The 18,889-nt window shown below is 69.9% G+C and carries 17 protein-coding genes and 1 tRNA gene; 11 read left to right on the forward strand and 7 right to left on the reverse strand.

Features of this window, described 5'->3' with window-relative positions; all coding sequences use genetic code 11:
• The first annotated feature begins 95 nt into the window (after positions 1 to 95).
• Positions 96 to 806 (forward strand): hypothetical protein, encoded by a 711-nt coding sequence (locus tag ACW5E8_RS12985; RefSeq protein WP_456965935.1) that lies wholly within the window; start codon positions 96 to 98, stop codon positions 804 to 806.
• A 217-nt stretch (positions 807 to 1,023) separates the two neighbouring features.
• Here the strand turns inward: ACW5E8_RS12985 and ACW5E8_RS12990 are convergent.
• Together ACW5E8_RS12990 and rnd are read right to left on the reverse strand one after the other, a co-directional pair.
• Positions 1,024 to 1,099 (reverse strand) — tRNA-Ala (locus ACW5E8_RS12990).
• Positions 1,100 to 1,153: 54 nt separating this feature from the next.
• Entirely contained in the window at positions 1,154 to 2,233 is a 1,080-nt protein-coding gene (gene rnd / locus ACW5E8_RS12995) for a ribonuclease D (protein ID WP_456965936.1), read from the reverse strand.
• A 95-nt stretch (positions 2,234 to 2,328) separates the two neighbouring features.
• Between rnd and ACW5E8_RS13000 the strand changes: the two genes are divergently transcribed.
• Positions 2,329 to 4,218: an SUMF1/EgtB/PvdO family nonheme iron enzyme gene (locus ACW5E8_RS13000; RefSeq protein WP_456965937.1), complete on the forward strand. Its 1,890-nt coding sequence runs from the start codon at positions 2,329 to 2,331 to the stop codon at positions 4,216 to 4,218.
• 19 nt (positions 4,219 to 4,237) lie between these two features.
• Positions 4,238 to 5,149, forward strand: a complete 912-nt coding sequence (locus ACW5E8_RS13005; RefSeq protein WP_456965938.1) for a M48 family metallopeptidase — start codon at positions 4,238 to 4,240, stop codon at positions 5,147 to 5,149.
• Between the two features lie 105 nt (positions 5,150 to 5,254).
• On the opposite strand, the gene phaR is transcribed toward ACW5E8_RS13005, so the two are convergent.
• The 3 genes from phaR to gluQRS all read right to left on the reverse strand — a co-directional run bounded on the left by phaR (position 5,255) and on the right by gluQRS (position 7,560).
• Positions 5,255 to 5,746, reverse strand: coding sequence for a polyhydroxyalkanoate synthesis repressor PhaR (phaR, locus tag ACW5E8_RS13010; RefSeq protein WP_456965939.1), 492 nt, complete (start codon positions 5,744 to 5,746; stop codon positions 5,255 to 5,257).
• An 86-nt stretch (positions 5,747 to 5,832) separates the two neighbouring features.
• Positions 5,833 to 6,573, reverse strand: a complete 741-nt coding sequence (phbB, locus tag ACW5E8_RS13015) for an acetoacetyl-CoA reductase (protein WP_456965940.1) — start codon at positions 6,571 to 6,573, stop codon at positions 5,833 to 5,835.
• A gap of 48 nt (positions 6,574 to 6,621) precedes the next feature.
• Entirely contained in the window at positions 6,622 to 7,560 is a 939-nt protein-coding gene (gene gluQRS / locus ACW5E8_RS13020) for a tRNA glutamyl-Q(34) synthetase GluQRS (RefSeq protein ID WP_456965941.1), read from the reverse strand.
• A gap of 74 nt (positions 7,561 to 7,634) precedes the next feature.
• Here gluQRS and htpX point away from each other — a divergent pair, with 74 nt between their 5' ends.
• Positions 7,635 to 8,543 carry a protease HtpX gene (gene htpX, locus ACW5E8_RS13025; RefSeq protein ID WP_456965942.1) on the forward strand — a complete coding sequence of 303 codons (909 nt, stop codon included), beginning with the start codon at positions 7,635 to 7,637 and terminating at the stop codon, positions 8,541 to 8,543.
• A gap of 35 nt (positions 8,544 to 8,578) precedes the next feature.
• Here htpX and ACW5E8_RS13030 read toward each other — a convergent pair whose 3' ends face one another.
• Complete coding sequence (locus tag ACW5E8_RS13030; RefSeq protein WP_456965943.1) at positions 8,579 to 10,660, reverse strand: EAL domain-containing protein; 2,082 nt, start codon at positions 10,658 to 10,660, stop codon at positions 8,579 to 8,581.
• 100 nt (positions 10,661 to 10,760) lie between these two features.
• Positions 10,761 to 11,765, reverse strand: coding sequence for an EF-P beta-lysylation protein EpmB (epmB, locus tag ACW5E8_RS13035; protein ID WP_456965944.1), 1,005 nt, complete (start codon positions 11,763 to 11,765; stop codon positions 10,761 to 10,763).
• A gap of 58 nt (positions 11,766 to 11,823) precedes the next feature.
• Between epmB and efp the strand changes: the two genes are divergently transcribed.
• The 7 genes from efp to ACW5E8_RS13070 all read left to right on the forward strand — a co-directional run bounded on the left by efp (position 11,824) and on the right by ACW5E8_RS13070 (position 18,837).
• Positions 11,824 to 12,390, forward strand: a complete 567-nt coding sequence (efp, locus tag ACW5E8_RS13040) for an elongation factor P (protein ID WP_456965945.1) — start codon at positions 11,824 to 11,826, stop codon at positions 12,388 to 12,390.
• Entirely contained in the window at positions 12,390 to 13,742 is a 1,353-nt protein-coding gene (locus ACW5E8_RS13045; protein ID WP_456965946.1) for a TRZ/ATZ family hydrolase, read from the forward strand. The genes efp and ACW5E8_RS13045 overlap by 1 nt, the downstream gene beginning before the upstream one ends.
• 38 nt (positions 13,743 to 13,780) lie before the next feature.
• Complete coding sequence (ubiG, locus tag ACW5E8_RS13050; RefSeq protein WP_456965947.1) at positions 13,781 to 14,503, forward strand: bifunctional 2-polyprenyl-6-hydroxyphenol methylase/3-demethylubiquinol 3-O-methyltransferase UbiG; 723 nt, start codon at positions 13,781 to 13,783, stop codon at positions 14,501 to 14,503.
• Positions 14,500 to 15,174: a phosphoglycolate phosphatase gene (gene gph / locus ACW5E8_RS13055; protein ID WP_456965948.1), complete on the forward strand. Its 675-nt coding sequence runs from the start codon at positions 14,500 to 14,502 to the stop codon at positions 15,172 to 15,174. The genes ubiG and gph overlap by 4 nt, the downstream gene beginning before the upstream one ends.
• Complete coding sequence (locus ACW5E8_RS13060) at positions 15,171 to 15,866, forward strand: phytoene/squalene synthase family protein (protein WP_456965949.1); 696 nt, start codon at positions 15,171 to 15,173, stop codon at positions 15,864 to 15,866. Before gph ends, ACW5E8_RS13060 begins: the two co-directional genes overlap by 4 nt.
• A gap of 98 nt (positions 15,867 to 15,964) precedes the next feature.
• Positions 15,965 to 16,879: a GTP cyclohydrolase FolE2 gene (gene folE2, locus ACW5E8_RS13065; protein ID WP_456965950.1), complete on the forward strand. Its 915-nt coding sequence runs from the start codon at positions 15,965 to 15,967 to the stop codon at positions 16,877 to 16,879.
• Between the two features lie 302 nt (positions 16,880 to 17,181).
• On the forward strand, positions 17,182 to 18,837 hold the full coding sequence (locus ACW5E8_RS13070; RefSeq protein WP_456965951.1) for a sensor domain-containing diguanylate cyclase: 1,656 nt from the start codon (positions 17,182 to 17,184) through the stop codon (positions 18,835 to 18,837).
• Positions 18,838 to 18,889 lie beyond the last annotated feature (52 nt).

Below are 18,889 nucleotides of genomic sequence, written 5' to 3' on the forward strand. Positions count from 1 at the left end.
GACCCACGTGTAAATCTCTTCAGAGTGCTTGCTCAGCCCAGATACTCGATTAGTTGCTGTTCTTACGCGTATGTCACGACAGAAAGGAGATCGAGATGACAACGAACCGAAGCCTTAAACGCAGAACTGCAACGATACTTGCGATTTGCATAGGTATTGCGCTGGGGACAGCAAGTGCTTCTGATGCCCGTGTTAGAGATCCATCGCTAGCTTCTTATGCGGCTGCCCAAGGCATAACGCCAGAAGTTGCACTTGAAAGACTTGAACTTCGTCGTATTGCGGGAGAAATTAACGCAAGAGCGAAGCATGAGGCCTCAGGGACGTATGGTGGGATGGAGGTGATCCATTCACCGAAATATCATATCGTCTTTCGTTTCACAGGTAATGCGGGCGCTCAGCTTTCGCAATACACGGCTAACCCAAACTTCGTGGCTGCAACAGTGCCTAGGCCTATTGCGCTGGTTGAAGCTGTTCGTGATGAAGTGATGAAAGTGCTTGCTGAGCGCAGGATCGAGTCGATTGCGTCAATCGACACAGCGAGGTCCGTAATAGGGGTAGAAGCAGAAAATGCGGCTGAGGCGCGTTTTCATCTTCGCGAACTACTTGATACCTACAAGTACATCGAGATCAAGGAGCGGTCTAGCTTTCCCACACCTTTAGATACAAGAGGGGGCATGGAAGCCACTGGCGAAAGGAGTGGCTCTTTTTCGAACTTTGCGTCGGGCTGTCTGTTGCTCTTAACGCCGCTCAGGCGTAGCCGCATGCAAGGTGCCGGACCAGACGTCAGAATTCAAACGATTGCTTGAATGTCTGGGTCGAAAGCTGGATCGGAAATAGGTGTATGAACAGGTGGGGACGCTCTAGCCAGCTGAGCTACGGGGCAGCCGCCGCCAATTCTGGCACGCCGTGTCTGCCGTGGGCAAAGCCGGTGCAAGAGGTGGGGCGCAAAGAGGCACGCGCCCAGAACGACAAAGGGCTGGACCGGTTTCCCGTCCAACCCTCTGCTTTTTACCGGGATTTTCGTGGTGGAGCGGAGGGGGATCGAACCCCTGACCTTCGCGATGCGAACGCGACGCTCTCCCAGCTGAGCTACCGCCCCACGAAGCGCAGCATTCTATACGCCGACCATGCCATTCGGCAATTACCACGTGCCCTATGGCAGCAGCGGGGCCAGCAACGGCTCCAGCTGCGCGCGGCGCCAGTCGCCGAACGCGTTCCAGTCGCCGCTGTCGAGCAGCGACTCCAGGCGGCGCCGCGAGGCGAGCACGCCATCGGGCAGGCCCAGCTCGGCGCTGCGTGCGGCCACCGCTTCCTGCAGCTGGCGCAGGGCGCGCTTGTCACGCTCTTCGGTGCGCACGGGCGGGGCCTCGGCCTCGTCGGCCAGGGGCGTGAGCAGCGCGGTCCAGACCTCGGCCAGCAGCTTGCGGGGGGCTTTGGGATGGCGGTCCATCAGCGCTTTCAGTGCGCCCTGGTCGGGCAACGCGTCACGGGCGATGGTCGCGGCCAGGTCATTGTCCAGCACCCAGCTGCGCGGGCGGTCATTCTCGCGCGCCCAGGCGTCGCGCCAGCGCAGCAGGCGCAGCAGGCGGTGTTGGCCCGCCGGGTTGAAGTACTGGGCGGCGCGGATCGGAAGGTGCGGCCAGCGTTCGAGCGAATCGTCGCGGGCGTTGGCGACCATGCGCGCGCAGTCTTCGCGCAGCCAGGCTTCGCGGCCCAGGGCCTCGAGGCGGGCCTGCAGGTGGTCGTGGAGTTCGAACAGGTGGCGCACGTCGTCCGCGGCGTAGGCGAGCTGGGCGTCGGACAGCGGGCGGCGGGTCCAGTCCGAACGGGTCTCGCCCTTGCCCAGGGCCACGCCGGTGACCTCGGCCACCAGGCGCTGGTAGCCGGCGCCGGCCGCGATGCCCGCGATCGCCGCTGCGATCTGGGTGTCGAACAGCGGCTCGGGTACGGCATCGCAGGCGTGCTGCAGGGCGATCAGGTCCTCGCTGGCGCTGTGCATCACCTTGGTGATGCCCGGGTCGAGCAGGATGCCGTGCAGCGCCTGGGCCATGCCGGGGGCCTGCGTGTCGACCAGCAGGATCTCGTCGTGGACCGCGAGTTGCGCCAAGGCCAGGTGCGGCCACCAGGTGCGTTCGCGGATGAATTCGGTATCCAGGCCGATGCGATCGGGCCGGGTTTCGAAGCGGGAGAGGAGGGCGGCGGGGTCGGCCAGCCAGCTGAAGTCAGGTTCCATCGGTGCCAGCGTACCGGCCGCCGCGCGCCCGCCGCAATCGCCGGCGGTCGCGGGGTGGCTGCGCGGTCGCGGCCGCTTGCCGTAATCTGGCGCCCGTGACCCATTGTCGACCGCTCCCTTCCAGCCCTTCGGCCTGGCCATGCCGGGCCGCGCTCGCCGCCGCATTTGCGCTGCTGCTCGCGGTCGGCTGTTCGCCCGAAGGTGCGGCGCCCGATGGCGGGGCGCCGACCGAAGCCGCCGAAGGCCCGGGCGACGGCAGCGTGACCATCAGCGGCGACGACCGCCTGGCCGGCAGCCTCACCTGGCGCACGCCGCGGGTCGACCTGGAAGAGGGCGAGGACGCCGTGGCCGGTGCGCTGGAGCGTGCGGAGCAGGCGCTGGAGGCGGGCGACCTCGACGCGGGCGCGGAATCGGCGATCCCGCTGTACCAGGCCGTGCTTGCACGCGTTCCCGACAGTGAACCGGCCGCCGCCGGGCTCGAGCGCGCATTCGCCGCGCTGATGGTCGAGGGCAATGAGGCCTTGGCACGCGCGGGCGATGATGATGCCGCGCTGCGCCGGGCGCGGGAGATCGCCGCGGTGGCGCGCAGCCTGCGGCCTGCGGAAGAGCAGGTCCATGCCTACCTGGTGGGCGTCGATCGCGCCGACCAGCTGGCGGAGGTCAACCGGGCGGCGGAGGCCGAGCTCCAAGCCGGCCGCCTGGGCGAGTCCGGCGGCGGCGCGCTGGGCAAGGTGCGCGAAGTGCTGGCCATCGACGAGGCGCAGCCGCGCGCGCTGCAGCTTCGCGCCGCCGTCGAGAGCGCGATGATCCGGCGCGCCGAAAAGGCCGCGGGCGAGGGCGATTTTGAAACCGCGGACACCTGGCTCGGACACGCCGGCAAGGTGCGCGACGACAGCACCACCGTCGCCGACGCCCGCGATCGCGTCGACACGCGCCGCCGCGCCTGGATCCTGCGCCTGCGCGACGAAGGCATCGCCGCCCTGCCGCAGGCCGACGGCATCGAGCGCGCGCGCACCGCGCTGGCGCGCATGCTGGTGCTGGCGGAGCCGGGCAACGCGGCGGTGGCGGAGCTGCGCGAGCGCATCGACCTGGCCGTGCACTACGGCAATTTCCGCCCCGGCCAGCGCTTCACTGACGCCGCCGGCGGTGGCCGCGGGCCGCAGATGGTGGTGGTGCCGCATGGCGGCTTCAGCATGGGCGCCACGGACGACGACAGCGATGCCGAGGACAACGAACGCCCGCGGCGCAACCTGCGCTTTGAACGCGGCTTCGCGCTGTCGCTCAACGAGATCACCGTCGGCGAGTTCCGCCGGTTCGTCGACGCCACCGGCTATCGCTCGCGCGCCGAGCGCCGCGGCTTCTCGATGGCCTACGACGAGCGCAGCGGCAACTTCGTGCGCCGCAGCAGCGTGGACTGGCGCTCGGACTTCGCCGGCGCCGCGGCGGCGGCGAACCTGCCCGTGGTCCATGTGAGTGCCCGCGACGCCCAGGCCTATGTCGACTGGCTGGCCGAGGTCAGCGGTCAGCGCTATCGCCTGCCCAGCGAGGCGGAGTTCGAATACGCCCTGCGCGCCGGCGGCGACACGCGATTCCCCTGGGGCGACGGCGATCCGCCGGAGCGCGCCGGCAACCTCACCGGCGGCAAGGACCGTTCGCCCGGTGGCCGCGGCTGGAGCAACGCCTTCAAGGACCACGACGACGGCCACTGGGGCCCGGCCCCGGTCGGCAGCTTCACGCCCAACGCATTCGGCCTGCATGATCTTGAAGGCAACGTCAGCGAGTGGGTCGCGGACTGCTGGCACGACAGCTATCGGCGCGCACCGGCATCGGGCGCCGCCTGGGTCAACCCGGGCTGCCGCATGCAGGTGGTGCGCGGCGGCGCCTGGGCCAGCTCGCCGCCGCAGACGCGCAGTTCGTGGCGCGCGCCGTCACCGGTGGACAACACCAACGCGCGCGTCGGCTTCCGGGTTGCGCGCGACATCTGAAAACAGGCAGGAGTGGGGCATGCGACAGGATCCTTTCAGGCGCGGGCGGCAGCAGCAGGCGGCGGCGCCCCGGCGCGGCTTCAATCCGAGGATCCTGATCCTCGTCGCCTTCATCGGCTACGGGGCGTACTACTGGTTCTCGAACCAGACCCTCGACCCGGTGACCGGCGAAAAGGTGCTGATCGACCGCTCGCTGTCGGTGGAGGACGAAAAGGCGCTGGGCCTGCAGGCCTACGAAGAGATCCTGTCGACCGAGCGCCCGGTGGATCCCAACACCCCGATCGCCCGCGAGGTGCGCGAGATCGCGCGCCGCCTGATCGAGAAGGTGCCGGAGATCGAGGCGGCGCTGGCGGCGGAGAACGGCCAGCAGCCCACCGGGTTCTCGTCGACCTTCGACTGGGACGTCAACGTGATCCAGTCCGACCAGGCCAACGCCTTCTGCCTGCCCGGCGGCAAGATGGCGGTCTATACCGGCCTGGTGCCGGTGGCGGAGAACGAGCACGCGATGGCGGTGGTCATGGGCCATGAAATCGCGCACGCCCTGCTGCGCCATGGCGCCCAGCGCATGGCCCAGCAGAAGCTGTCGCAGATGGGGCAGATGGCCGGCGCGATGAGCGGAATGGATCCGCAGCAGCAGCAGATGGTCATGGCCGCGATGGGCTATGGCTACCTGCTGCCCTACGCGCGCAAACATGAAACCGAGGCCGACTACGTGGGCCTGATGCTGGCCGCCGCGGCCTGCTACGACCCGCGCGAGTCGGTTCCGCTGTGGGAGCGCATGAGCGCGGCCAGCGGCGGGCAGTCACAGCCCGAGTTCTCGTCCACGCACCCGAACCCGGGCACGCGGATCCAGAACCTGGAATCACTCATGCCCAAGGCGATGGAGTACCGGGCGCGCTTCTGCGCGGACGGAGCGCTGTCGGCGCGATAGTTGTTGCTTCGGGGTTTTGCGGGGGCGGCGGGCATGTTGCGCCGGATTCTGGAGTGGCGGCGGAGTGATGTGACGGTGGCCAGCCCCTAACGCACCCCGCGAAAACTACTTGCGTTTGGCGCCTGCGGGGCTGCGCGGCTTCTCGGGCGTCGCAGGCGGCTTGGCCGCTGACGCCAGGTTGCGCTGGAATTCCTGCCACATGGCCATGTTGCGCTCGGTGAGCTGGCCCATCATCGACCACGGGCTCTGGCCGAGCATGCTGCCCATCTGCTGGCGGAACTGCTGTTGCTGCTCGAGGAAGGTGTGCATCGAGCGCTCGAGATAGCTGCCCATGAAGCCCTGCAGGGAGTCGCCGTAGAACCGGATGATCTGGCTCAGCAGCTCCGTCGACAGGATCGGCTCGCCGTCCTGCTCCTGCTCGGAGATGATCTGCAGCAGCACCTGGCGGGTGAGGTCATCGCCGCTCTTGGCGTCGCGGACTTCGAAATCCTCGCCGTCAACGATCAGCTGGCGCACATCCTCGATGGTGATGTAGCTCGAGATCTCGGTGTCGTACAGACGGCGGTTGGGATACTTCTTGATGACACGCATGGCCATGCTGCGGTGCTCGGATTTCGTGACTCACCGCAGCATGACGCACCGCAACAGTGCTTGCAACAGGACACTGGGCGTGCGCGGGACGGCTACCAGCCCATGTACTGGCCGCCGTTCGCGGCAAGGTTGGCGCCGGTGATCCAGGCCGCCTCTTCGGGTAGGAAGAAAGCCACGGCATAGGCGATTTCGTCAGGCATGCCCAGGCGCCCGGTCGGGATCTGGGCGACGATCTTCTCGCGCACAGCCTCCGGAACGGCCATCACCATGTCGGTGCCGATATAGCCCGGGGACACCGTGTTCACGGTGATGCCGAGCTTCGCGTTTTCCTGTGCAAGCGAAATTGTGAAGCCGTGCATGCCGGCCTTGGCGGCGGCGTAGTTGGCCTGGCCGTACTGTCCCTTCTGGCCGTTGATCGAGCTGATCTGCACGATGCGGCCCCACTTGCGCTCGCGCATGCCTTCGATCACCGGGCGGGTGACGTTGTAGCAGGCGTTGAGGTTGGTGGTGATGACATCGGTCCACTGGTCCGGCGCCATCTTGTGGAAGGTGGAGTCGCGGGTGATGCCGGCGTTGTTGACCAGGATCTCGATCGGTCCCAGCGCCTCCTCGACCCGGTGCACCATCGCCTCGGCTTCGGCGGCGGAGGACACGTCGCCGGGCACGAGGGTGAACTCGAAGCCCTCCTCGCGCATCGTCTTCTCCCAGGCGCGGGCTTTTTCTTCGTTGCGGTAGTTGGTCGCGACCCTGTGGCCCGCCTTGGCCAGGCGCTTGCAGATGGCAGTGCCGATGCCACCGGTTCCACCGGTGACCAACGCAACCCGAGACGTCATGTCATCGCTCCCCATGCCCGGGCGCGGCGCGCCGGCTTCGCTTCGATTCTATGCGCCGGGCATTGCAGCGGCATTGTGCAGTGCGGTGGCCGGCCACGGGCCCCGCGGAATGCGGGCGGGGTCGAAGCCGCGCAAGGCGGCGGCGAGGGTGGCATCCAGGGAGGGGACTGCGTGCAGGTGGCGCGGATCCTGTCCCAGCGCGTGCCAGGCGATTCGCAGTGCAGGCACGGGATCGGCAGCGTCCACGGGCAGGGATGCGCGCGACTTCGACAGCTTGTGGCCATCGTCGTCGAGCACCAGCGGCAGGTGCAGGTAGCGGGGGCGGGGCAGGCCCAGCGCGCGCTGCAGCAGCAGCTGGCGCGGAGTGGAGTCGAGCAGGTCGGCGCCGCGCACCACATCGGTGATGCCCTGGTCGGCGTCGTCCACCACCACGGCCAGCTGGTAGGCCCACCAGCCGTCGGCACGGCGAAGCACGAAGTCGCCGACCTCGCGATCGACATCCTGGGAGATGCGGCCGTGGACGGCGTCGTCGACGGCCTTCCGGCTGCCGTCAGGTACCCGCAGGCGCACGGCGGGATCGGGTCGCTGCGCACCCGGGCGGCAGGCGCGGTGGACGCCGCCGGCCGCGGCCACGTCGCTGCGGCTGCAGTGGCATTGGAAGGCCAGTCCGGCCTCGAGAAGCCGCTGCAGCGCGGCGGCGTACAGATCCCCGCGCCGGGACTGGTAGGCCACCGGGCCGTCGTGGGCCAGGCCGAACGCGGCCAGCGTGCGCAGCTGGGCGGCGCCGGCACCGGGCACCTCGCGCGCCGCGTCCACGTCCTCCATGCGCACCAGCCACTCGCCGCCGGCGCTGCGCGCGGCCAGCCAGCTGCCGAAGGCGGCCAGCAGGGAGCCGAAGTGGAGGGCGCCGGTGGGCGATGGCGCGAAGCGTCCGCGCACGGGCGTTGCTGCCGGGGGAGTCGGCTTGTCGGCCTGCGGATTCGTCATGCCGTCATCTTGAATTCAATGCCCGCAGGACACACTTCCGGTATCGCATCCGAACATTTGCAGGAACCCGTCCCATGCTCAAGCGCGTCGCCCTCTTCCTCGCCACCAACCTGGCGGTGCTGGCCCTGCTCAGCATCATCATGTCGGTCTTCGGCATCAACCCGCAGTCGATGGGCGGCCTGCTGGTCATGGCCGCGCTGTTCGGCTTCGGCGGCTCGCTGATCTCGCTGCTGTCGTCGAAGTGGGTCGCCAAGCGCGCCGCCGGCCTGCACGTGATCGAGCGCCCCGGCAGCGACGTCGAGCGCTGGCTGGTCGACACCGTGGCCCGCCAGGCCCAGGCCGCCGGCATCGGCATGCCCGAGGTCGCCATCTATGACGCCCCCGAGATCAATGCCTTCGCCACCGGCGCCAACCGCAACAACGCGCTGGTCGCGGTGTCCACGGGCCTGCTCCGCTCGATGGACCAGGACGAGGCCGAGGCGGTGCTCGCCCACGAGGTCAGCCATATCGCCAACGGCGACATGGTCACCATGGCCCTGCTGCAGGGCGTGCTCAACACCTTCGTGATCGTGCTTGCGCGCCTGGTCGGGCGCGCGGTCGACGGCTACCTCAGCGGCGGCCGTGACAACGGCGGCGGCGGGCTGGCCTACTTCGCCATCGTGTTCGTGCTGGACATGGTCTTCGGCATCTTCGCGAGCATGATCGCGATGTGGTTCTCGCGTCACCGCGAATTCCGCGCCGATGCCGGCGCCGCCGCGCTGGCGGGCCGGCCGAAGATGATCGCCGCGCTCAAGCGCCTGTCGCTCAACCAGGGCCAGAACACCCTGCCCAAGCAGGTCGCGGCCTTCGGTATCAGCGGGGCAGTTGGCCATGGCCTGCGCCGGCTGCTGCTCAGCCATCCGCCGCTGGAAGAGCGCATCCGCGCGCTCGAGGCCGGCAGCGTCGACGGCGAGGCCGCCCTGCGCCAGGGCCTGCTGGCCTGATTCCATCGCGGCGCCGCAAGCACGGCGCCGCGACGTCACTCGAAGTCGTAGGACATGTCGGAGCCCGAGGGGGCCAGGAAGTTGCCCGATACGTAGTCCACGCCGGTGCCGAACAGCACGGACATCGAGGCCGCGTCCGACACGTAGTCGGCCATGGTCTGGATGCCCAGCTCGCGCGCCTTGGCCGCGATCTCGCGGACGCGCTCCTGGTTGTCGGCGTTGCCGGTGAGGTCCTCGATGAAGCCGGGATCGATCTTGAGCATGTTCGGCTTCAGGTGCGCGAGCAGCTGGAACGAGTCCAGGCCGGCGCCGAAGTTCTCCAGGGCAATGCGGCAGTCCAGGCGCGCCGCCGCCGCCGCGAACTCCTGCGCGGCCTTGAGGTGGGTGAACACCTTGGCCTCTGCGAGTTCGATCACCAGGTACTCGCCCGGCACGCCGTGCGCCATCAGCTGTTCGGCGACGTAACGCGGCAGGCTGTCGTCGGCCAGCGAGGCCTGGCTGACCTTGACCAGCAGGGTGGTCGGCTTGTTGGCGCGGATGCGCTCGCCGATGATCGCGATCGCGCGGCCGACCACGTAGCGGTCGATTTCCCAGAGCAGGCCGTGCTCCTCCGCGATCTGCAGGAAGCTCAGCGGCTTGATCAGCTCGCCGTCCGCGCCCTTCAGGCGCAGGAAGGCCTCGTACACAGGGCCGGTGTCGCCCTGCAGGCTGATCACCGGCTGGTAATGGAGCACGAAGCCCTCGTGGTCGAGCGCGTCGCGCAGGCGCGTCACCCAGGCCTGGATGTGCTCCTCCTCGGCGCGGTCGACCGCGCTGGGGTCGAACAGTTCGAAGCGGTTGCCGCCGGTGGCGCTGGCCGAAGCGACCGCCTGCGTGGCCTTGGCCAGGACCTGGCTGACGCTGGCGATCTTCTCGCCGACCTGGACCGCGCCGATGCTGGCGGTGATCACGCTGGAGCGCGAGCCGATCTCGAACAGGTCGGCGGAGAAGGCCGCGAGCACCCGGTTCGCCACGGCCTGGGTGCCTTCGTGGTCGCTGTTGCGCACCAGCAGGGCCAGGGTGTGCTCGCCGAAGCGGGCAACGATCGCGTCCAGGCCTTTGGCGGCGGCGGTGAGCCGCGTGGCGGTGGCGGCCAGCAGGTCGTCGGCCGAGTCCAGGCCGATGTCGGCCAGCAGGTGCTGGTAGTGGTCGGGTTCGATCAGCAGCATGCCGTGGCGTGCGCCGTCCTGGGCGGCGCCGTCCACCGCGCCCTCGAGCGCGTGCAGGAAGGTGGCGCGGTTGTACAGGCCGGTGGCCTGGTCGCGCTGGCGCAGCTCCTCGATTTCCTGGGCGAGCTCGGGATCGAGCTCCTGGCGGCGGATCACCACCTGCACGCAGGGTTCGCCTTCGTACTGGGCCTGGATGAATTCCATCGCCGCGGGGAAGACGTTGCCGTCGATGTCGCGCGCCTGCAACTCGTACCGCGGCGGCGGCGCCTCGCCCTGGGCCAGCGCCTTGAGCAGCTGCCGGAAGCCCTCGACGTGCTGCGGCGCGACCATGTCCAGCAGCGACATGCCTTCGATGTCCTCGAAGTCGTCGTAGCCGAACATCTCCAGGTAGGCCTGGTTGGCGCGGATGTGCATGCCTTCGTGGACGTAGGCGATGGGATCGCGCGAGGAATCGATGAGGGCGTCGCAGCGGCGCTCGGTCTCGCGCAGGCGCGCCTCCAAGCGGCGCTGGGCGCGGCGCGCGTCGAGGTCGGCCCAGGCGTCGCGGATCACGGTCAGCAGCAGCGACGCCGGTTCGCGCAGGGCCAGTGCGCGCGCGCCGGCGGTCATTGCCTGGACGTAGGCCTCCTGGTCGATGGCGTCGGCCACCGCGACCACGGGGATGTCCTTGCCGGTGGCCGCCACCTGCTGCAGCACGGTGGTCAGCGGCAGCACCGCCGAGTCCCGCTGGGCGACGACCACGTCGATCGGCTGCGCGCCTACCATGCCCGCGAACTCCTCCGCTGAAGCGGGACGCAGCGGGCGCACGGCGATGCCGGCATTGCGCAGCGTGCTGACGATGGCTTCGGCGGCCTCGGGACTGTCGTCAACGATCATCAGCCGCAGCGCGTTTTCCTGACTCTTCGTCATGCGTTTCTCCGTGAAGCGGCGTTATGCCATGCCGCGGCGCGTGGCGTCCACGGCGGCGGCATGGCAACAGGGTCCAGGTCCGCCGCCGCGGCGACGGGCGTCACAGCGGGCGCTTGGACGCATCGCCGGCGATTTCGCGCACCAGCTTCGGCACGAGATAGCCGGGCAGGCGCGCCACCAGCGCTGCATGCAGCGCGCGGGCGCGGTCGTCGCCGACCTCGAAGTGCGCGGTGCCGGCGACGCGGTCGAGCTGGTGCAGGTAGTAGGGCAGCACGCCGGCCTCGAAGCCGCGCTCGCACAGGTCGGCCAGGGCGTCGACGGAATCGTTGACCCCGGCCAGCAGCACCGCCTGGTTGAGGACGCTGGCGCCGGCGTCGCGCAACGCGGCCATCGCGGCATCGACGGAGGCGTCGAACTCGCGGGCGTGGTTGGCGTGCACCACCACCGCCACCGGCCAGGGCAGGTCGCGCAGCCAGGCCAGGAACTCGTCGTCGATGCGCTCGGGCAGGACCACCGGCAGCCGGCTGTGGATGCGCAGGCGGCGGACGTGGGGTACCTCGCGCAGCAGGGCGGTCAGGTCGGCCAGCTTGCCCGTGGCCAGGGACAGCGGATCGCCGCCTGACAGGATGACCTCAGTGATGCCCGGGTCGGTCGCGATCGCCGCCACCGCTTCGGCCCAGCCGCCGGCGGCCGCGGTCTCTTCGGCATAGGGGAAATGGCGCCGGAAGCAATAGCGGCAGTTGATCGCGCAGCTGCCGGTCGCCACCAGCAGCGCGCGGCCGGCGTACTTGTGGATGACGCCGCGCGCCAGTTTCGCGGCACCGTCACCAACCGCGTCCAGGCCGAATCCCGGCACGGTCCGCAGTTCGTCCGCCAGCGGCAGCACCTGGCGCAGCAGGGGGTCGTGCGGGTCGCCCGGCCGCATCCGGGCGATGAAGCCCCGGGGCACGCGCAGCGCGAACGCCGAGACCGCCGCCTCCGGCACCGCCGCGGCTTCCGCCTCCAGGCCAAGCAGGCGCAGCAGCTCGCGCGGGTCGCGGACGGACGCGCGCCAGGCCTGCTGCCAGCCGCGTGGCTGCATGGAAAGGGGGGCTGCGAGTATCATTTCCCGCACAGTCTAGCCGCTCACGCGGCCCACCCCGACGAACCCTGCAGGAGCACGCATGGCCAGCTATGGCATGAACGACGTCAAGAACGGGATGAAGATCCTCGTCAACGCGGAACCCGCGATCATCACCGACACCGAGTACGTCAAGCCGGGCAAGGGCCAGGCGTTCACGCGCGTGAAGTACCGCCTGATCAAGTCGGGCCGGGTGCAGGAAGTCACCATGAAGGCGACCGACTCGATGGAGGCGGCCGACGTCGTCGACACCGACATGCGCTACCTGTATTCGGACGGCGAGTACTGGCACTTCATGGACCCGGAGAACTTCGAGCAGGTGCAGGCCGACAAGGCCGGCATGGGTGGCGCCGAGAAGTGGCTCAAGGGCGAGGAAGACTGCGTGGTGACCCTGTGGAACGGCACCCCGATCCAGGTCACGCCGCCGAACTTCGTCGAACTCAAGATCACCGAGACCGATCCCGGCGTGCGCGGCGACACCTCGGGCGGCGGCGGCAAGCCGGCCACCCTGGAAACCGGCGCGGTGGTCCGCGTGCCGCTGTTCGTCAACCAGGACGAGCTGATCAAGGTCGACACCCGCTCTGGCGAATACGTCAGCCGGGTCAAGTAATGGTGGGACAAGAGGTGGTGCCCGAGGCCTGCGACCTGCTGGTCGAGGCCGGGCACGTCGTCCCGGTGGAGCCACATGGGGTGGTGCTTGAAGACCACGCCGTGGCCGTGCGCGACGGCGTGATCGTCGCGCTGCTGCCGCGGGCCGAGGCGCGCGCGCGCTTCGCGCCGGCCGAGGTGGTGTCGCGTCCCGACGGCGTGCTGGTGCCGGGCTTCGTCAACGCCCACACCCACAACCCGATGACACTGATGCGCGGCATCGCCGACGACCTGCCGCTGAAGACCTGGCTGCAGCAGCACATCTGGCCGATCGAGGCCGCGGTGATGGCCCCGGACTTCGTCGCCGACGGCGTCACGCTCGCGATCGCCGAAATGCTGCGCGGGGGCACGACCTCCTGCAACGAGAACTACTTCTTTCCCGACGTGCAGGCCGCGGTCTACAAGCGCCACGGCTTCCGCGCGCGGATCGGCCTGCCGGTCATCGATTTCCCGACCGCGTGGGCGGCGGGCGATGACGAATACTTTGACAAGGCCGGTGCCGTGCACGACCAGTGGCGCGGCGACCCGCTGATCGCCATGGCCTTCGCGCCGCACGCGCCGTACACCGTCAACGACGCCAACTTCGAGCGCGTGCGCATGCTCGCCGACCAGCTCGATGTCCCCGTGCACCTGCACCTGCACGAGACCGCGCAGGAGGTCGAGCAGTCGATCAAGGACCACGGCCAGCGCCCGCTGGCGCGCCTGGACCGTCTGGGTCTGGTGAACGACCGCCTGATCGCCGTGCACATGACCCAGCTGACCGAGGCCGAGATCCACCTCTGCGCCGAGCGCGGCGTGAGCGTGGTGCACTGCCCGGAGTCCAACCTCAAGCTGGCCTCGGGCTTCTGCCCGGCCTGCGCGCTGGAGCGCGCGGGCGTGAACCTCGCCATCGGCACCGACGGCTGCGCCAGCAACAACGACCTCGACATGGTCGGCGAGACGCGCACCGCGGCGCAGCTGGCGAAGGCGGTAGCGCAGGACGCGTCCGCGTTCGACGCGTTCACCGCGCTGCGGGCGGCCACCCTGGGCGGTGCGAAGGCGATGGGCTTCGACCACCTGGCCGGATCGCTGGAGCCGGGCAAGCAGGCCGACATGGCCTGCTTCGATTTCAGCGACCTGGAGACGCAGCCCCTGCACCACGTGGTCTCGCAGCTGGTCTATGCCGCCGGCCGCCACCAGGTCGGCGACGTCTGGATCGCCGGCGTGGCCAAGCTGCGCCGGCGCGAACTCGTCGACATCGATACCGCCGCCGTGGTCGCCAACGCCCGCCAGTGGCGCACGCGCATGGCCGGCATCCGCACCGGCGCCAACTGAAGGCGCCGGCGCGCGCCACCCTCCCCGAGCAGGCCGTCATGACCACCCCCGCGAGCAGCACCAACTTCCGCCAGTCCGAGCTCGACAAGTTCGCCGAGCTGGCCAACCGCTGGTGGGATCCCGAAGGTCCGCAGAAGCCGCTGCATGCGCTGAATCCGGTGCGCCTGGACTACGTCGCCGCACGGCGGCCGCTGGCCGGCGCCCGCGCGCTCGACGTCGGCTGCGGCGGCGGGCTGCTGAGCGAGGCCATGGTGCGCGCCGGGGCCGAGGTCACCGCGATCGACCTCGCGGCTGACCTGGTCAAGGTCGCGCGCCTGCATGCGCTGGAATCGGGCGTGACGGTCGACTACCGGCTGCAGCCGGTGGAGGCGCTGGCCGACGAGGCGCCGGGCAGCTTCGACGTCGTGACCTGCATGGAAATGCTGGAGCACGTGCCCGATCCCGGCGCGATCATCGAAGCCTGCGCGCGGCTGCTGAAGCCGGGCGGCCACCTGTTCGTGTCCACGCTCAACCGCACACCGGCCGCCTTCGCGCTGGCGATCATCGGCGCCGAGTACGTGGCCCGGCTGCTGCCGCGCGGCACCCACCAGTACCGCGATTTCATCCGCCCCTCCGAACTCGCCGCCTGGCTGCGCGAGGCCGGGCTGGAGCTCGACGACGTCGCGGGGCTGGCCTATGAGCCCTGGGCCAACCGCGCGCGGCTGTCCTCGCGCACCGACGTCAACTACCTGGTCGCGGCCCGCAAGCCGGACGCATCGTGAGCGCGCCGGTCGGGCGCTTCCCGCGCTGCGTGCTGTTCGACCTTGACGGCACGCTCCTCGACAGCGCGCCCGACATGGCCGCGACCGTGAACCGCATGCGCGCGACGCGCGGTGTGCCGCCGATGCCGCTGGCCGACCTGCGCCCGCACGTCTCCAAGGGGGCGCGTGCCATGAGTGCGGCGGCGTTCCCCGAACTGGGCGGCGAGGTGCCGCCGGACATGGTCAAGGAGTTCCTTGCGGTCTATGCCGAAGAGCTGGGCCGCCACGGCGCCGCCTTCGACGGCATCGAGGCGATGCTGTCCGCGCTGGAGGCCGACGGCGCGCGCTGGGGCATCGTCACCAACAAGCCGGAATCCCTGGCACGCGCGCTGATGCCTTCGCTGGGCTGGGGGCAGCGCAGCGGCGTGCTGATCGGAGGCGACACCCTGGCCGAGCGCAAGCCGCATCCGCTGCCGCTGCTGCACGCCGCGCAGGCGATGGGCTTCGCGATCGCCGACTGCGTCTACGTCGGCGACGACGAGCGCGACATCCTCGCCGCGCGCGCGGCCGGCATGCGTTCGCTGGTCGCGCTGTGGGGCTACCGGCTGCAGCACGACGACCCGCTGACGTGGCTGGCCGATGCCATGGTGGAGACGCCCGCCGACTTGCTGGATCCGGACGCCTGGCCGTGAGCGTCGACCTCCGCGACGACTCGGCCATGTTCGTCGACAAGTGGCGCGCGCGCTGGCCGGAGTGGGCGGTGGCGATGGTGTTCGTGCCGGGCGATCGCCAGCCCTTGGCCGAGGCCTGGTTCACGCTGTTGCAGGAGCTGACCGATGCCGCCTGGGGTGGCGGCGACCCGACGCCCGGCCTGGCCAAGCTTGCGTGGTGGCAGGAAGAGCTCGGCGGCTGGGCCAAGGGCGCGCGCCGCCATCCGCTGGGCGCGCTGCTGCAGCCGCAGCCGGCGCCGTGGCTGGAGCTGGGCAGGGCGCTGCCGGACCTGCGTGCCCTGCGCGATGACGGCAGCGGTGGCGACGCAAGGCCCGCCGGGGCAGGCGCCGGGCATGGCGACGCGGTGGCCGGCAAGACCTTTGCCGCCGCGGTCGCGGACTGCGAGGCGGCACTGTTCGGTGGGCGCGCACCCGACGCGGATGCGGCATCCGCGGTGCTGTCCAGCCTGCTCGGCGAACGCGCCCTGCTGCGCGCTGCGGCAATGGATCCCATAGCTCCGATCGATGGCGTGCCCGGAGCGGGGCGCCCTGCATCCCGGCCACGCGGGGTGCAGGCGGCCCTGGTCGGCGCGCGATTGGCGCGTCCCGCCGCGCCGCTGTCACCGCTGCGCGCGCTCTTCGTGGCATGGCGCGGCGCGCGTTCCGCCGGCTGAACCGCGCATTGCGCGCCGCCCACGGCATGCAGCGTTGCGCAGGTGCCGGACCGGTGCGCGGTTAGAATTGCGGACCGTTCTCATTTGCAGGCTTTCGCGTGACCTCTTCCAATCCGTCCCCGACGCTGCCCGACGTCGCCTATGACCGCGCTGCCGCCGCCCGCCCGCTCGACTGGGTCGGCATGCGCCGGGTCGCGCTGCCGCTGCGCGTGGCCGGGGAGGGTGGTGCGCCGCAGCTGGTGGCGGCTTCGGCGGACATCGGCGTGGACCTGGCCAGCGCCGAGACGCGCGGCATCCACATGTCGCGGCTGTACCTGCTGCTGCAGGACGCCTTCTCGGACGCGCCGCTGACATCGACGGCGCTGCGCGCGCTGCTGCGCGAGTGCATCGATTCGCAGGCAGGCCTGGCCACCACCGCGCGCCTGACGCTGCGCTGGGAGCAGTTGCTTCGCCGCCGCGCGCTGGCCAGCGACAACGCCGGCTGGAAGGCGTACCCGGTCGAGGTCGACGCCACGGTGTCGCCTTCGGGCACCGAGATCGTGCTCGCCTTCGGCGTCGAATATTCGAGCACCTGCCCGGCTTCTGCCGCGCTGTCGCGCCGCGCCAACGCCGATCGCTTCGAGGCCGACTTCGCCGGTGACGATGCGCCGTCCAAGGTCGCGATGCTGGAGTGGCTCGCGTCGGGGCGCGGCCTGGCCGCCACCCCGCACGCGCAGCGCAGCCGCGCCGATGTGCGCGTGGCCCTGCGCAACGACGTCGACGCATTGCCCTTGCTGGAACTGGTCGACGCCGTGGAAGCCGCGCTCGGCACCCCGGTGCAGACGGCCGTGAAGCGCGAGGACGAACAGGCGTTCGCGCGCGCCAACGCCGACAACCTGATGTTCTGCGAAGACGCGGCCCGCCGGGTTGCCGCTGTCGTGTCGACCAGCCCCCGCGTGGCCCGGTTCGACGTCACCGTGTCGCACTTCGAGAGCCTGCACGCGCATGACGCGGTGGCGCGGGTCACGGGCTGAAAAGCTCGAGAAGCGTTTGCCGCGGATGACGCGGATGACACGGATTTGCGCGGATAGGGGCGGGGCCAGGCCAAAGGTCCGCGCAATCCCAAACGGTCGTTGAAGATAAAGCGGATGCGGGCAAGGGCTTTCGCTTTTTGATCCGCGTCATTCGCGTGGATCCGTGGCCAAAAGCTCTTCGCCCTCCGTCCCTGCCGTCCGGCTGCCGCGGCGCCCGCGTGGGCCGCGGGCACTGGTAGCATCGCGCCATGCGGAAGGGGGATCCGAAGCGCCAACCGGGGTGGTGCAGCCTGTGGCTGTGCATGCTCCTGCTGTGCGCCGGATTCGCATCGGCCGGCGTGCCGGTTGAACTGCGGGCCCTGCCCGGTGGCGATGCCGATGCCGCCGATGTGCTGTCGGGCAGGCTCGACGATCGGCTCGAGCCGCCGGTGACCGCGATCCGGGGCAGTCGAGGCGAAGTGGGCTGGTGGCGCATCACCGCTGCCACGCCATTGACCGCCGATGCCCAGCCCAGGCTGGTGCTCCGTTCGCCCTTGATCAACCAGGTGCAGGCCTGGGTGCCGGGGAGCGGCGCGCCGGCAACCCATGCCCTGTATGGCGAGCATGCGGACGCCAGGTATTCGTCGCGCGCCCTGGTGGTGGACCTGCCGCAGGGCATTCCACCGGGCGAAGCCGTATGGCTGCGCGTGGCCACCGGCTCCTCGCTGCAGATGCCGGTCTCGATCGAGTCGCTCGACCAGGTGCACCGCCAGGACCTCGTCTACGTCGCGTGGCGGGTCTTCGTCCTGTCCGTGCTGTGCGTGCTGGCGCTGCTGGCCTTTGCTTTCCGGTTCGGCACGGGCGATTCCAGCTTCACCTGGTTCGGGGCGATGCTGTGCTTCTCGGTGCTCTACCTGGTGTCGATCGGCGGGGACCTCCGCCTGCTGCCCGGGGCGGACGCGGTGTTCGGAAGCTCCACCCGCGCCAACCGAATCGTGGGCGGGCTTGGCGTGGTGTGCAGCAACCTGTTCCAGCGTGCCTACCTCGACCTGCGCGGCAAGCTGCCGCGCATGGACGGAGCGCTCTGGGTCGGTACCGCGCTGGCGGCGGTCGCGGGGGTCGGAAGTTTCGTCGGCGACGCCCGCTGGCTGGCGCTGGTGGGCAACATCGGCCTGGTGCTGTCCGCGGCCCTGCTCCTGGCCGGGAGCACCGTGCTAGCGCTGCGTGGCGATCGCGCCGGGCGCGTGGTGATGGCGTCCTGGCTGCCGCTGATGGTGTTCACCACATTGATGGCGACCGAGATGATGGGGCTGTGGGCCGGCCCCCCATGGATGGCGCAGGGACTGGCCGGCAGCTTCGCGCTGGCCGGGCTGCTGCTGACCATCGGCCTGGCCGACAAGCTGCTCGAGCTGCGGCGCGATCGCGACCACGCCAGCGCACTGGCGCGGAAGGACGAGCTGACCGGCATGCTCAACCGCGCGGGCATCGAGGCCGAGCTGCGGAAGGTCATGGCGCTGGTCGCCACGCGCGCCGCGCCGGTCAGCATCGCCTTCGTCGATGTCGACAACTTCAAGCCGGTCAACGACGAATACGGGCACAGCATCGGCGACCAGTGCCTGCGCATCGTGTCCCAGCGCATCCGCAACCAGCTGCGCGGCGGCGACATCATCGGCCGCTATGGCGGCGACGAATTCCTCGTGATCCTGCCGCAGACTCCCTTGGGTGACGCACTGGCCGTGGCCGGGCGGATGCTGGAGTCGGTCAACAGCCGCCCGCTGACGATCCACGCCGTACGGCTGGACGGCACCCTGAGCATCGGCGTGGCCGAACTCTCTCCCGGCGAAAGTGCCGAAGCGCTGGTGGAGCGCGCCGATGCCGCGCTGTATGCCAGCAAGCAGGCCGGCCGCAATCGCGCGACCGCGGCCGGTCCCGGAGAGTCCCGGCCCGTGGTCGCAACTCCGTCGCCGCTCCAGACCTGATCGGCCAGGCACTTGAAGAGCTTTTTTGCCACGGATCTGCGCGGATGACGCG

The organism is Luteimonas sp. A649 (assembly GCF_054072735.1).

Excerpts from the sequence above, each read along its gene's own strand:
- ACW5E8_RS12985 (WP_456965935.1), top strand. The coding sequence starts at position 96 with ATGACAACGAACCGAAGCCTTAAACGCAGAACTGCAACGATACTTGCG.
- rnd (WP_456965936.1), bottom strand. The coding sequence starts at position 2,233 with ATGGAACCTGACTTCAGCTGGCTGGCCGACCCCGCCGCCCTCCTCTCC.
- ACW5E8_RS13005 (WP_456965938.1), top strand. The coding sequence starts at position 4,238 with ATGCGACAGGATCCTTTCAGGCGCGGGCGGCAGCAGCAGGCGGCGGCG.
- phaR (WP_456965939.1), bottom strand. The coding sequence starts at position 5,746 with ATGGCCATGCGTGTCATCAAGAAGTATCCCAACCGCCGTCTGTACGAC.
- phbB (WP_456965940.1), bottom strand. The coding sequence starts at position 6,573 with ATGACGTCTCGGGTTGCGTTGGTCACCGGTGGAACCGGTGGCATCGGC.
- gluQRS (WP_456965941.1), bottom strand. The coding sequence starts at position 7,560 with ATGACGAATCCGCAGGCCGACAAGCCGACTCCCCCGGCAGCAACGCCC.
- htpX (WP_456965942.1), top strand. The coding sequence starts at position 7,635 with ATGCTCAAGCGCGTCGCCCTCTTCCTCGCCACCAACCTGGCGGTGCTG.
- ACW5E8_RS13030 (WP_456965943.1), bottom strand. The coding sequence starts at position 10,660 with ATGACGAAGAGTCAGGAAAACGCGCTGCGGCTGATGATCGTTGACGAC.
- epmB (WP_456965944.1), bottom strand. The coding sequence starts at position 11,765 with ATGATACTCGCAGCCCCCCTTTCCATGCAGCCACGCGGCTGGCAGCAG.
- efp (WP_456965945.1), top strand. The coding sequence starts at position 11,824 with ATGGCCAGCTATGGCATGAACGACGTCAAGAACGGGATGAAGATCCTC.
- ACW5E8_RS13045 (WP_456965946.1), top strand. The coding sequence starts at position 12,390 with ATGGTGGGACAAGAGGTGGTGCCCGAGGCCTGCGACCTGCTGGTCGAG.
- ubiG (WP_456965947.1), top strand. The coding sequence starts at position 13,781 with ATGACCACCCCCGCGAGCAGCACCAACTTCCGCCAGTCCGAGCTCGAC.
- ACW5E8_RS13070 (WP_456965951.1), top strand. The coding sequence starts at position 17,182 with ATGCTCCTGCTGTGCGCCGGATTCGCATCGGCCGGCGTGCCGGTTGAA.